This is a genomic window from Saccharothrix sabaoui, from assembly GCF_051756985.1.
Taxonomy (GTDB): domain Bacteria; phylum Actinomycetota; class Actinomycetes; order Mycobacteriales; family Pseudonocardiaceae; genus Actinosynnema.
In genome coordinates this window covers 1-13,269 of sequence record NZ_JBPKJK010000099.1, presented here as the reverse complement: position 1 = coordinate 13,269, position 13,269 = coordinate 1, and the positions used below count along the sequence as shown (strand labels likewise).

Below are 13,269 nucleotides of genomic sequence, written 5' to 3'. Positions count from 1 at the left end.
AGGAGGTCGGAACCAGGTTGTCGTGAACCTGGTTCAGAACCCGTTGTCGTGAACGGGGTGCAGCCAGCAGGCCACGGTGCGGTCGGGCCCCACGTGGTCCTGCGGGACGCCGAGCACCGGTACCTCCACACCGCAGCGCTCCATTGCGTGCGGACAACGTGGGTGGAACGCGCAGCCGGGCGGCATGCCGCGCAGGTCCGGCGGTGAGCCGGGGATCCCGGAGAGCTCGCGCTTCGGCCCGCGCAGGGCCGGGAACGAGTTCAGCAGCCCGTGGCTGTACGGGTGCTTGGGGTTGCGGTACAGCTCGGCGGAGGTCGCCTCCTCGACGATCCGCCCGCCGTACATGATCGCGATCCGGTCGGAGAACTCGACCAGCAGGGACAGGTCGTGCGTGATGAACACGACGGAGAACCCCAGCCGCTCGCGCAGCTCGACCAGCTGGCGCAGGATCTGCCGCTGCACCACCACGTCCAGCGCGGTGGTCGGCTCGTCCATGATGACGACCCTCGGCTCCAGCGCGAGCGCCATGCCGATCATGACGCGCTGGCGCATGCCGCCGGAGAGCTGGTGCGGGTAGCTGTCCAGCCGGTCGGCGGCGATGCCGACGAGGCCCAGCAGCTCGCGGGCGCGGGCCAGCCGCGACGCGGGCGTGCTGCGCGGGTCGTGCGCCTTGATCACGTCGGTGAGCTGGGTGGAGACGCGGTGCACCGGGTTGAGCGAGTTCATCGCGCCCTGGAAGACGATCGCGGTCTCCGCCCAGCGGAACGCGCGCAGCTCGTCGTGGGACATGCGCAGCACGTCCACGGGCTCCCCGCCGTCGCGGTGGTACAGCACCTGGCCGCCGGTGATGACGCCCGGCGGCGGGAGCAGCCTGGTCAGGCCGTAGGCGAGGGTGGACTTGCCGCTGCCGCTCTCCCCCGCCAGGCCGAGGACCTCGCCGCGGTGCAGGGTGAGGTCGACGTCCCGGACGGCGCGCACGCCCTCGTCGCCCAGGCCGTAGTCCACGTTGAGGCCGCGGACCTCCAGCACTGCGTCGCTCACGACTCCGCCTTCCCGTTGGCCCCTGCCCCGGCCACTGCCTTCGGCGGGGTCTTGCGCTCGACCGGGGCGGACGCCAGCACCGGCGTGAAGCCGACGCGCATCCGCACGGTGTGCCCGTCGGCGGTCTTGACGTCGGTCTTGCCGCCGCCGCGCAGGCGCGGGCTGACGAACTCGTCGATGCCGAAGTTGACCAGCGACAGCGCGGTGCCCAGCAGCGCGATGGCCAGGCCCGCGGGCACGAACCACCACCACGCGCCCTGCCCGAGCGCCTGTTGGCTCTGCGCCCAGTACAGGACGGTGCCCCAGTTCCAGCCGCTGCCCGCGCCGACGCCGATGAACGCCAGCGTGATCTCCAGCGTCACGGCGAAGATGACCGTGCCGACGAAGCCGGAGGCGATGACCGCGGTGAGGTTGGGCATGATCTCGAACAGGATGATCCGCCACGTCGACTCGCCGGTGGCCCGGGCGGCCTCGACGTAGTCGCGCCCGCGCAGCGACAGGGTCTGCGCGCGCAGCACCCGCGCGCCCCAGGCCCACGACGTGAAGCCGATGAGCAGCGCGATGGTGAGCGTGCTGGTCTCCGGCAGCGTGGACGTGATGATGATCATCAGGGGCAGCGCCGGGAGCACCAGGAACACGTTGGACAGCGCGGACAGCACCTCGCTGCCGGCGCCGCCGAGGTAGCCGGAGGTGACGCCCACGAGGATCGACAGGACCGTCGCGACGATGCCCGCGACGAACCCGACCACGATGACGCTCTGCGTGCCCACGACGACCTGGCTGAAGATGTCCTGGCCGAGGTGGGTGGTGCCGAACCAGTGGGCCGCCGACGGCGGCTGGAGCAGGTCGTTGCTGCGCGCCGACGGCTCGTACGGCGCGATCCACGGCCCGACCAGCGCGAGCAGGGCGAAGAAGCCCAGGAGGACCAGGCCGACGGTGGCCTTGGGGTTGGCCACGAACCGCAGCCTGCGGCGCTTCACCGGCGCCGCGGCCGGGGTCGACGCCGCTGTGGTGGGGACGACGGTCACCGGTCAGCCCTCCCGTCGGGTGCGCGGGTCGAGCGCGAGGTAGGCCACGTCGGCGAGGAAGTTCGCCAGCAGCACGGACAGGGTGATGATGAGGAAGATGCCCTGCATGAGCGGGTAGTCCTTCGCGCCGACCGCCTGGAACAGCTGGAGGCCGAGGCCCGGGTAGGAGAACACGATCTCCACGAGCAGCGTGCCGCCGACGATGAAGCCCAGCGACAGCGCGAACCCGGAGACGTTGGGCAGCAGCGCGTTGCGCGCCGCGTAGGACACCATCACGCGGCGGTCGGCCAGGCCCTTGGCGTGCGCGACGGTCACGTAGTCCTCGGACGCCACCGTGACCATCATGTTGCGCATGGACAGGACCCAGCCCGCCATGGACGAGAGCAGGATGGTGAACGCGGGCAGGATGCCGTGCCGGATGACGCTGCCGATGAACTGCGGGTCCGGGTTGGGCACCAGGCCGTTGTCGTAGGCGCCGGAGGCCGGGAAGAAGCTGTCCGGGCCGGTGAGCAGCGCGATGGCGATGAGGCCCAGCCAGAAGTACGGGATGGACGACACGAACGTGGTCACCGGGATCAGCGCGTCGGCCCACGAGCCGCGCCGCCAGCCGATGCCCGTGCCCAGCGCCGTGCCGATGACGAACCCGAGCACGGTGGTGATGCCGACCAGGCCCAGCGTCCACGGCAGGCCGTCGCCGATGACCTCGGAGACCGGCGACGGGAAGTAGGTGAACGACAGGCCGAGGTCCCCGGTCAGCAGCTGGCCGAGGTAGGTGAAGTACTGCTCGACGAGGCTCTCGTCCTTGTCCAGCCCGAACAGCACGTACAGCGACTGCACGGCCTCGCTGGTCATCTGGCCGCGCGAGCGGGTGATCAGCGCCTGCACCGGGTCGCCGGGGATGGCGCGCGGGATGAAGAAGTTGATGGTGATCGCGGCCCACGCGGTGAACACGTAGAACGCGATCCGCTTGAGGAGGTAGGTCACGGGGCCCCCTCCTCGTCGCCGTGGCGCACCCCGACGACGTGCAGCTTGGTCCGCTGCTCGGCGGAGAGGCCGTCGCCGTAGAGCCAGCACGCGGCGAAGTGCGTCCCTTCGCCGGCCTCGCCGTCGCCGTCGCCGAGGGCGAAGCGCGGGGGCACCTCGTCCCGGCAGACCTTCATGGCGTGCGGGCAGCGCGGGTTGAACCGGCAGCCCGTCGGCGGGTTGATCAGCGACGGGGGCTCGCCGGTGCCGCCGTCCTTCTCCACCGCGGCGGGCCGGTCCGGGTCCGGGGCGGAGTCGATGAGCAGCTGCGTGTACGGGTGCGCGGGGCGCTGGGTGACGGTCTCGCTGTCGCCGCCCTCGACCACGCGCCCGGCGTACATCACGAACGTCTCGTCGGCGAAGTAGCGGGCCGAGGCGATGTCGTGCGTGATGTAGAGGATCGCGAGGTGCAGGCGCTCCTTGAGGTCGCGCAGGAGGTTCAGCACGCCGAGCCGGATGGAGACGTCCAGCATGGACACCGGTTCGTCGGCCAGCAGCACCTCGGGGTCGGCGCCGAGGGCGCGCGCGATGGCGACGCGCTGGCGCTGGCCGCCGGACAGCTCGTGCGGGAACTTGTCGATGTACCGCTCGGGCGGGGTGAGCTGCACGCGCGCGAGGAGGTCGGTCAGCGCCTGCTCCTGCTCGGCGGCGCTCGTGCCCGCGTTGCCGTGGATCTTCAGCGCCCGGGTCAGGTGGTAGCGCACGGTGTGCACGGGGTTCAGCGAGGCGAACGGGTCCTGGAAGATCATCTGGACGCGCTTGCTGTACGCCCGGAAGCGCTTGCCGCCCTTGGCGTCGACCGGCTCGCCGTGCAGCCGGACCACGCCGGCGGTCTGGGGGTAGAGCTGCGCCAGGAGGCGGGCCACCGTCGACTTGCCCGAACCGGACTCGCCGACCAGCGCGGTGACCCGGCCGCGGTGCAGCCTGAGCGTGACGTCCTCGACCGCGCGCACGGAGCGCACCGCCCTGGACAGCAGCTCGCGCCCGCGCTTGCGGACCGGGAAGTGCTTGGTCAGGCCATCGGCCTCCAGGACCACCCCGGAAGACGGGGGTGGGGTGGTCCCGGAGGCCGACGGGGAAGTGCTCGTCGTCATGCGGCCGGCTTCAGGTGCAGGACGACGTCGAGCGCGTTCTCCAGCGTGGGCTGGGCGGGCGCGTACGGGTTGGCCTCGTCCGGCCAGCCGATCCAGTTCTTGGTGCTGTACTGGCCGCCCGCGTTGGCCGCGGAGGTGATGGCGACCGGCATGTCGCGGACGTGGATCTGCTGGAGCTTGTTCATCGCCGCGGTGCGCTGGGCGTCGTCGGGCGCGTTGGCGTAGTCGTTGAGCGCCGCGGTGGCCTCGGGGTTCTCGTAACGGCCGTAGTTGCCGTTGATGCCGCCCTCGCCGATCGGCTTGTAGAGCGCGCCGTTCATGATGTTCTCGTAGATGTCGTACGGCGTCGGACCGTTGTTGGTCCAGTGCAGCGCGGCCTGGAAGTCACCGGTGTCGAGCGCCTTGGTCCACGCGTCGGCGTTCGGCAGGTCGACGGTCGCCTCGATGCCGATCTGGGAGACGTCGTCCTTGATGATCTCCAGGTTCGTCACGTAGTCCGACCAGCCCGAGGGCACGGTCATCTTCAGCGTGACGGGCTGGCCCGACGGGTCCTTCAGCTTGTCGCCCTCGAAGGTGAAGCCGGCCTCGGTCAGCTCCTTCTTCGCGGCCTCGACGTCGACCTTGACGGTCTTGTCCTTGAACTCGGGCGCGATGTACGAGGCGCCGGCGGGCAGCGGGATGCCCGTGATGTGGTCGACCTTCGGGTAGAAGTACCCGGCCTCGCCCTGGGTGAAGATGTCGTCGCGGTTGATCACCAGGTTGACCGCGCGGCGCAGGGCCGGGTTGTCCCACGGCTTGACCTTGGTGTTGAACCACAGGCCGTGGATGCCCAGCACCGGCGGGAACCAGAGCTTGTAGTGCTCGGGGTCCTTGGAGGTGTAGACGGCCTCGTAGTTCGGGATGAACACGAAGCTCCACTCGGCCGCGCCGGTCGCGAGGGCGGTGGTCTGCGCGTTGTTGTCGCTGTAGGAGGTGTAGCGGACCTCCTTGACCTTCGGCAGCTCCTGCCAGTACGAGTCGCGCACGGCGAGCGTGACGGTCTGCGGCGTGAACGACTTCAGCGTGTAGGGGCCGCTGCCGACGGGGGTCTTGACCGTCTCGGTGGTGGGGCTGGAGATCGTCGACCAGATGTGCTTGGGCACGATCAGCTGTTCGAGGATCTTCTTCTGGTTGACGAACTGCGACCTCGGGAAGACCACGTCGACCTTGTTGCCGGAGGTCGAGACCTGGTCGTAGGGGACCGAGTCGATGTTCAGGCCGGGGTTGGCCTTGAGCAGCTCGAAGGTGAACGCCACGTCCTCGGCGGTCAGCGGCTTGCCGTCCGACCAGGTCACGCCGTCGCGGATGGTCAGGCTCAGCTTGCTGTAGTTCTCGGTCCACGCCCACTCGGTCGCCAGCCACGGCTTGGGCTTCTCGGTGGGGTTGACCTCGTTGACCATCGCGAGCGGCTCGAAGAGGAGCCGGCGGTAGCCGAGCGAGCTGGCCGCGGACGAGTTGAGGAACGGGTTGTTGTTCTCGGTCTGCGGACCGTTCGGCATGCCGACGTTCAGCACGCCTTCGGTGTTGCTGCTGTTCGTGCCGGGGTTCGTGGCCGAACAGGCGGCCGAGAACAGCAGGGCTGCCGCGACGGCGAGGGCGGACGTTCGCCTGAGTCGCATGGGTTCTCCTTGTCGGGGCGGGGAAGGGCGAGCGCTCGGGTTGGTGCGGACCGCGGTGCCATCGCGGCTGGGACGCTGCGTGCGTCCTCGTGTCGTTGCAGACTCAACCCCGGTGAGCCAAGTCACGTCAATAACGAACAGGTTACAAACTTAGTCTAATTTTAAGTCGCAAACTAAGGTCCGCCAGGTGGCCCCGAAGCGCACCACCGTCCGCGACCTGCGTCGGCAGAACCGTTCGACGTTGCTGTCGACGCTCTTCTTCGACGGGCCTTTGAGCAGGTACGAGCTGTCCGGGCTCTCCGGGCTGTCCGCCGCGACGGTGTCCAACGTGACCGCCGAGCTGGTCGAGGACGGCCTCGTCGTCGACGCCGGCTCGGTCGACTCCGACGGCGGCCGGCCGCGCGTGTTGTTGCGCGTTAACCCCGCGTTCGGGCACGTCGTCGGGGTGGACGTCGGCGAGACCGGGGTCAAGGTCGAGCTGTTCGACATGGCCCTGCGGCAGCTCGCCGCCGCCGACCACGCGCTGTCCGTGGCCTCCCCCACCGCGGTCGCCTCGCTCATCGCGTCCTCGGTCCGGGACGTGGTCGCGGCGGCGGGCGTCCCGGCGTCGACCGTGCTCGGCGTCGGGATCGGCGTTCCCGGCACGGTCGAGCAGGGCGCGACGGCCGTGGTGCACGCGCCGACGATCGGCTGGGACGGCGTGCGGCTGGAGGAGCTGATCCGGGCGGCGGGCGGCGAGTGGCCGCTGTACGTGGAGAACGGGGCGAAGACCCAGGGCCAGGCCGAGATGTGGTTCGGCGCGGGGCGGGGCGCGCGGCACGTCGTGATAGCCCTCATCGGCTCCGGCGTCGGCGCGGCCGTCGTGGCGGACGGCGACGTGTACCGGGGTGCCACCAGCTCGGCGGGCGAGTGGGGGCACACCACGATCGTGTACGGCGGCCGGCCGTGCCGGTGCGGGGCGCTCGGCTGCCTGGAGGCGTACGTCGGGGCGGAGGGCATCCTCGACCGGTACCGCAAGGCGCGCGGCCGTGCCCTGCCCGGCGACGACGAGCAGTCCTCGGTGGCGGCGCTGATCGCGGCGGCGCCGCACTCCAGGACGGCGGCGCGCGTGCTGGAGGAGACCGCCGGCTACCTCGGCGCGGGGATCGCCAACCTGGTGAACCTGTTCAACCCGGAGCGCATCGTGCTGGGCGGCTGGGCCGGCCTGGCGCTGGGCGCGCACCAGCTGGACGCGATCGTGGCGGCGACCCGCGCGCACGCGTTGCGCCACCCGTACGACCAGACCACCCTCACCGTCGGCCACTTCGGTCCCGACGCGGTGGCCGTGGGCGCCGCCACCCTCCCCGTCGCCGCCCTCCTCGAAGGCGCCGCCGACCCCCGCAAACCCTCCCCCCGAACCGCCGACATCGCCTAACCCGCGAGAGTCCAACGCTCAGACCCCGAGAGTCCAACGCTCAGGTCCCGAGAGTCCAACCTCCAGGACCCCTGAGTTCCTCGTTCGTGCCGACCGGTCGGTATGCGGAATGAAGAACTCAGGGGTCCCGAGCGTTGGACTCTCGAGGCCCGGACGTTGGACTCTCGGGGCTTGAGCGTTGGACTCTCGCGGTTGACAGGGAGGGGTGGGGGACGGAGGCTGGGTTGGAGAGCGCTCTCCGGGGGGCGGGGGACTGTGTGGACGACGTTGAGCTCGGCCTGCTGGTCGGGAAGCTGGACCTGGCGCGGAAGGTGCGGCTGCTGACCGGGGCCACGGTCTGGCGCCTGCACGCCGAACCCGACGTCGGGTTGCGGGCGGTGGTCGTCTCGGACGGGCCGGTCGGGGTGCGCGGCCAGGGCTGGGACGAGCGCAGCACGTCGTTGGCGCTGCCCTCGCCCACGGCGCTGGCGGCCACCTGGGACCCGGCGCTGGTGCGGCGCCTGGGCGGGCTGCTGGCGGCCGAGGCACGGCGCAAGGGCGTGGACGTGCTGCTCGCGCCCACGCTCAACCTGCACCGGGTGCCGTTCGGCGGGCGGCACTTCGAGTGCTTCTCCGAGGACCCCCTGCTCACCGGGCGCGTCGGGGCCGCCTGCATCACCGGCGTGCAGGCCGGCGGGGTCGCCGCCACGGCCAAGCACTACGTCGCCAACGACTCCGAGACCGAGCGGATGACGCTGGACGCGGCGGTGGACGAGCGCACGCTGCACGAGGTCTACCTGGTCCCGTTCGAGCACGCCGTCCGGGCCGGGGTGTGGGTGGTGATGTCGGCCTACAACGGCGTCAACGGCACCACGATGTCGGAGAGCCCGCTGCTCGCCGAACCGCTGAAGGGCACGTGGGGCTTCGACGGCGTGGTGGTGTCCGACTGGGGTGCGGTCCGCTCCGCGGCCGCGTCCGCGAACGCCGCCCAGGACCTCGCCATGCCCGGCCCGCGGAGCCCGTGGAACGACCTGGCCGCCGCCGTCGAACGCGGCGAGGTGCCGGAGAGCGCGGTCGACGACAAGGTCCGCCGCCTGCTCCGGCTCGCCGCACGGGTCGGCGCCCTGAACGGGTCGGTCCCCGGTGGGGGACGGGCGGAGGAGCCGTTGGCGTTGTTGCGCGAGGCGGTGGCCGCGAGCACGGTGCTGCTGCGCAACGACGGCGTGCTGCCGCTGGGGCCGGGCGCCGTCGTCGCCCTGATCGGGCCCAACGCCGCCACCTCGCGCGTCCAGGGCGGCGGCAGCGCGGGCGTCTACCCGGAGTCGGTCGTGTCCTTCGTGGACGGCCTGCGCGAGGTCGCCGAGGTCCGGCACGCCCCGGGCGTGCTGCTGGAGAACCGGCCCGCGCCCTTGACCCCGGCCGGCACCACCGACCCGGTGACCGGCGGACCGGGCGTGCGGGTGCGGGTGCTCGACGCGGGCGGCGCGGAGCTGTCGTCGGAGCTGCGGCTGCTGGGGCGGGTGCTGGAGGTGCCACTGGCGGAGGGCGCGCACGCGATCGAGGTGCACGGCGCGCTGCGCGTCGACCGGACCGGCGAGTGGCGGTTCTCGGTGGCCGGGTTCGGCCGCCTCACGCTCGACGTGGACGGCGCGCGCCTGGTCGACGAGCACGTGCCGCTGGACACCGACGACCCGGCCGTCATCCACCTCACCCCGCCGTACCGGCACGCGACCGCGCACGTCGAGGCGGGTGCGGTCGTCGACCTGGTCGCCCGCCGCGAACTGCCCGGGGGCACCGGCACGGCCACCGTGCTCGCCGCCGACCCGCCGCGCCTGCCCGAGGACGAGGAGCTGGCGCTGGCCGTGGGGCTGGCGCAGACGAGCGACGTCGCCGTGGTCGTGGTCGGCACCACCGACGAGATCGAGAGCGAGGGGTTCGACCGCGTCTCGCTGGCCCTGCCGGGGCGGCAGGACGAGCTGGTCCGGGCGGTGCGCGCGGTCAACCCGAACACCGTGGTGGTGGTCAACTCGGGCGGTCCGGTGGAGCTGCCGTGGCGCGACGAGGTCGCCGCGGTGCTGCTGACCTGGTTCCCGGGCCAGGAGGCCGGGCACGGGCTGGCGGACGTGCTGTTCGGCGCGCGCGAGCCGGGCGGCAGGCTGCCGACGACGTGGCCGGCGGAGCAGGCGGACGTGCCGGTGTCGGACGTGACGCCGGTGGACGGGGTGCTGGAGTACGCGGAGGGCCTGCACGTCGGCTACCGCGCGTGGCACCGGGCGGGCCGCTCCCCCGCCTACTGGTTCGGGCACGGCCTGGGCTACACGACCTGGGCCTACGAGGAGGTGGCGGCGACCGCCGACGGGGTCCGGGTGCGGGTGCGCAACACCGGGTCGCGGGCCGGGCGCGAGGTCGTGCAGGTGTACGCGACCAGGCCGGGCAGCGCCGTCGAGCGGCCGGAGCGGTGGCTCGTCGGCTGGGCGGTGGCCCGGGCCGGGCCGGGTGAGGCGGTCGGGGTCGACGTCGAGGTGCCCGCCCGCGCCTACGAGCACTGGACGCCGGACGGGTGGGTGACCGAGCCCGGCGCGTTCACCCTGCTGGTGGGGCCGAGTGCGGGCGATACGCCGCTGCGCCTGGGAGAGCGCTCTCCACCCGTGGCAGAATAGTGCCATGAGCAGACCGCCGACGACCCCGCCGACGTTGGAGGACGTGGCGCGGGTCGCCGGCGTGTCCCGGGCGACGGTGTCGCGGGTCATCAACGGCACCCGCAACGTCGACCGCAGGATCCAAGAGGTCGTGCGCGCGGCCGTGGACCAGACCGGGTACGCGCCCAACCGCGCGGCCAGGTCCCTGGTCACCAAGCGGACCGGCACGATCGCGCTCGTGGTGTCCGGCGCGGGCGAGCAGGGCGAGGAGGACTCGTTCGCCTCGCGCGTGTTCGCCGACCCGTTCTTCGGGCGGGTGGCCAGCGGCGTGGTCGGGTTCCTGCGCACGCGCGGCGTGCACCCGGTGCTGATGGTCGCCGACACCGACCGGGCGCGCGACGACGTGCTCTCGTTCCTGCGGCAGGGCAGCGCCGACGGCGCGCTGCTGGTGTCCACGCACGCCGAGGACCCGCTGCCCGCGCGGCTGGTCGAGGCGCGGGTGCCGGCCGTGCTGTTCGCGCGGCCCGCGCGCCCGGTGCCGATCAGCTACGTCGACCTCGACCACCAGGCGGGCGCGAAGCTCGCCGCGGACCGGCTCGTGGAGCTGGGCTGCCGCCAGGTCGCCACGGTCACGGGACCGCTCGACGTCCCGGCCTCGCAGAACAGGTTGACCGGGTTCCGGGACGCCATGGCGCGTCACGGTTTCCCGTACGTCCCGATCGCCGAGGGCGGTTTCACCTCCGCGAGCGGCGAGGCGGCGATGGAGCGGCTGCTCGCCGAGCACCCCGGCATCGACGGCGTGTTCGCGGCGAACGACCTGATGGCGCAAGGGGTCCTGCTGGTGCTGCGGCAGCACGGCAGGCAGGTGCCGCACGACGTGGCGGTGGTCGGGTTCGACGACAGCGGCCCGGCGGTGGCGTCCCGGCCGCGGCTCACCACCGTGCGCCAACCGGTGGAGGACATGGCCGCCGAGATGGCCCGCCTGCTGCTGGGCCAGGTGGACGACCCCTCGCTGCCGCCGAAGTCCGTCATCTTCGAGCCCACACTGGTCACGCGCGAGTCCGCCTGAGAGTCGTTGACGTCGTCGCAACACGGACGTTACCCTTCGAGAGAGCGCTCTCTCAGTGCCTCCGGTGCCACGGAGGCCACAGCTCCGGGCCATCTGCCCCCTTGCCTCAGTCAGGTAGGACCATGAGCTACTCACGTCCCCGTACCCGTTCACGGGTCCTGACCGCCGTGCTCGCCCTCGGGCTCGCCGCGGTGCTCGGCCCCGTCATCACCAACACCTCCGCCAGCGCCGCCGAGTGCGGCACGACCAACGCCGCGCTGAACCGCCCGGTGACCGCGTCGTCCACCGAGAACGGCGGTACCCCTGCCACCGCCGCTGTCGACGGCAACACCGGGACCCGCTGGGCCAGCGCGTTCGCCGACCCGCAGTGGATCCAGGTCGACCTGGGCTCCACGCAGCAGGTCTGCCGCGTCACGCTGAACTGGGAGGCCGCCTACGGCCGGTCGTTCCAGGTGCAGCTGTCGGACAACGCGTCCACCTGGAACACCGCCTACTCCACGACCACCGGCACCGGCGGCGTGCAGACCCTGACCGTGGCGGGCTCCGGCCGCTACGTGCGGGTGCTCGGCACGGTGCGCGCGACCGGCTACGGCTACTCCCTGTGGGAGCTTTCGGTGAACACCGAGACCACCGGCGGGGTGGTCATCCCGCCGACCGACCCGCGCAACCCGGACTTCGGCCCGAACGTGCTGATCTACGGTCCCGGTTACGACCGTGCCGCGATGCAGTCCCGGTTGGACCAGATCTCCACCCAGATGAAGACCAACCAGTTCGGCTCCGAGCGCTACGCGGTGCTCTACAAGCCGGGCGTGTACGACGCCGACGTGAACCTGCGCTTCTACACCCAGGTGGCGGGCCTCGGCCTGCGCCCGGACGACGTGCGGCTCAACGGGCACGTGCGCGTCGAGGCGGACTGGTTGCAGCAGGGCGACAACCCGAACAACCTCGGCAACGCGACGCAGAACTTCTGGCGCCAGGCCGAGAACCTGTTCGTCAACCTGCCGGCCGGCCAGGTCGAGCGGTGGGCCGTGTCGCAGGCGGCGTCGTACCGGCGCATGCACCTCAGCGGCCAGGTCCAGCTGTGGAACGGCGGCGACGGCTGGGCGTCCGGCGGCCTCATCGTGGACAGCAAGATCGACGGCGTCACGGTGTCCGGTTCGCAGCAGCAGTTCCTGACCCGCAACAGCAACCTCGCGGGCGGCTGGAACGGCTCCGTGTGGAACATGGTGTTCGTCGGCTCGCAGGGCGCGCCCGCGCAGCACTTCCCGAACCCCGCGCACACCACGGTCGACACCACGCCGGTCGTGCGCGAGAAGCCGTTCCTGTACTTCGAGAACGGCGAGTACAAGGTGTTCGTCCCGGCGCTGCGGCAGAACTCGCGCGGCACGAGCTGGGAGAGCGGCACGCCCGCCGGCCAGTCGATCTCGCTGGCCGACTTCTTCATCGTCAAGCCGGGCACGCCCGTCGCGACGACGAACGCGGCGCTGGCGCAGGGCAAGCACCTGCTGCTGACGCCCGGCGTGCACCGCCTGAACGACACGATCAACGTCACCCGCCCGAACACCGTCGTGCTGGGCCTGGGTCTCGCGACCCTCTCGCCCGACACCGGCAAGGCGGCCATGGCGGTGTCCGACGTGGACGGTGTGAAGCTCGCGGGCTTCCTCATCGACGCCGGCGTGCAGAACTCCCCCGTGCTGCTCCAGCTCGGCCCGGCGGACTCGTCGGCCTCGCACGCCGCCAACCCGACCTCGATGCACGACGTGTACCTGCGCGTCGGCGGTCCCCAGGCGGGCAAGGCGACCGTGTCGCTGGAGGTCAACAGCGACAACGTGATCATCGACCACACGTGGGTGTGGCGCGCCGACCACGGCACGGGCCCCACCGGCTGGACCGCCAACACCGGCCGCAACGGCGTCGTCGTCAACGGCGACAACGTGACGGCGTACGGGTTGTTCGTCGAGCACTACCAGCAGTACAACACGGTGTGGAACGGCAACGGCGGCCGGACGTACTTCTACCAGAACGAGCTGCCGTACGACCCGCCGAACCAGGCCGCGTGGATGAACGGCTCCCAGCTGGGCTGGGCCGGGTACAAGGTGGCCGACCACGTCACCAGCCACGAGGGCTGGGGCATGGGCGTGTACTCCTTCAACCAGGCCGACCCGAGCATCCGCACGGCGAACGGCTTCGAGGTGCCCAACCGGCCGGGCGTGCGGCTGCACGACCTGGTGACGGTGTCGCTCGGCGGTGTCGGCACGATCGACAACGTCGTGAACGGCATCGGCGGCGCCGCGAACCTCGCCACGCAGCAGCGGTACGTGGTC

Annotated in this window: 9 protein-coding genes; 4 read left to right on the top strand and 5 right to left on the bottom strand. The window is 71.8% G+C overall.

Annotated features, from left to right (window positions below; all coding sequences use genetic code 11):
• Window positions 1-33 precede the first annotated feature (33 nt).
• From ACR807_RS26655 to ACR807_RS26635, 5 genes are read right to left on the bottom strand one after another with little or no spacing between them, the layout of a single operon-like run.
• Window positions 34-1,041, bottom strand: coding sequence for an ABC transporter ATP-binding protein (locus tag ACR807_RS26655; protein ID WP_438924159.1), 1,008 nt, complete (start codon window positions 1,039-1,041; stop codon window positions 34-36).
• Window positions 1,038-2,069 (bottom strand): ABC transporter permease, encoded by a 1,032-nt coding sequence (locus ACR807_RS26650; protein WP_438924158.1) that lies wholly within the window; start codon window positions 2,067-2,069, stop codon window positions 1,038-1,040. Before ACR807_RS26650 ends, ACR807_RS26655 begins: the two co-directional genes overlap by 4 nt.
• Before the next feature lie 3 nt (window positions 2,070-2,072).
• Window positions 2,073-3,053, bottom strand: a complete 981-nt coding sequence (locus tag ACR807_RS26645) for an ABC transporter permease (protein WP_438924157.1) — start codon at window positions 3,051-3,053, stop codon at window positions 2,073-2,075.
• Complete coding sequence (locus ACR807_RS26640; RefSeq protein ID WP_438924156.1) at window positions 3,050-4,186, bottom strand: ABC transporter ATP-binding protein; 1,137 nt, start codon at window positions 4,184-4,186, stop codon at window positions 3,050-3,052. The genes ACR807_RS26645 and ACR807_RS26640 overlap by 4 nt, the downstream gene beginning before the upstream one ends.
• On the bottom strand, window positions 4,183-5,844 hold the full coding sequence (locus tag ACR807_RS26635) for an ABC transporter substrate-binding protein (protein WP_438924155.1): 1,662 nt from the start codon (window positions 5,842-5,844) through the stop codon (window positions 4,183-4,185). The genes ACR807_RS26640 and ACR807_RS26635 overlap by 4 nt, the downstream gene beginning before the upstream one ends.
• Before the next feature lie 187 nt (window positions 5,845-6,031).
• On the opposite strand from ACR807_RS26635, the gene ACR807_RS26630 reads away from it, so the two are divergent.
• The 4 genes from ACR807_RS26630 to ACR807_RS26615 all read left to right on the top strand — a co-directional run.
• Window positions 6,032-7,258, top strand: a complete 1,227-nt coding sequence (locus ACR807_RS26630) for an ROK family protein (RefSeq protein WP_438924154.1) — start codon at window positions 6,032-6,034, stop codon at window positions 7,256-7,258.
• A gap of 257 nt (window positions 7,259-7,515) precedes the next feature.
• Window positions 7,516-9,897, top strand: coding sequence for a glycoside hydrolase family 3 C-terminal domain-containing protein (locus ACR807_RS26625; protein ID WP_438924153.1), 2,382 nt, complete (start codon window positions 7,516-7,518; stop codon window positions 9,895-9,897).
• Window positions 9,898-9,901: 4 nt separating this feature from the next.
• A complete protein-coding gene (locus ACR807_RS26620; protein ID WP_438924152.1) occupies window positions 9,902-10,945 on the top strand; it encodes a LacI family DNA-binding transcriptional regulator in 1,044 nt (347 codons plus the stop codon).
• Window positions 10,946-11,067: 122 nt separating this feature from the next.
• On the top strand, window positions 11,068-13,269 hold a 2,202-nt coding region (locus tag ACR807_RS26615; RefSeq protein WP_438924151.1), incomplete at its 3' end, for a pectate lyase-like domain-containing protein.

Excerpts from the sequence above, each read along its gene's own strand:
- ACR807_RS26640 (WP_438924156.1), bottom strand. The coding sequence starts at position 4,186 with ATGACGACGAGCACTTCCCCGTCGGCCTCCGGGACCACCCCACCCCCG.
- ACR807_RS26635 (WP_438924155.1), bottom strand. The coding sequence starts at position 5,844 with ATGCGACTCAGGCGAACGTCCGCCCTCGCCGTCGCGGCAGCCCTGCTG.
- ACR807_RS26620 (WP_438924152.1), top strand. The coding sequence starts at position 9,902 with ATGAGCAGACCGCCGACGACCCCGCCGACGTTGGAGGACGTGGCGCGG.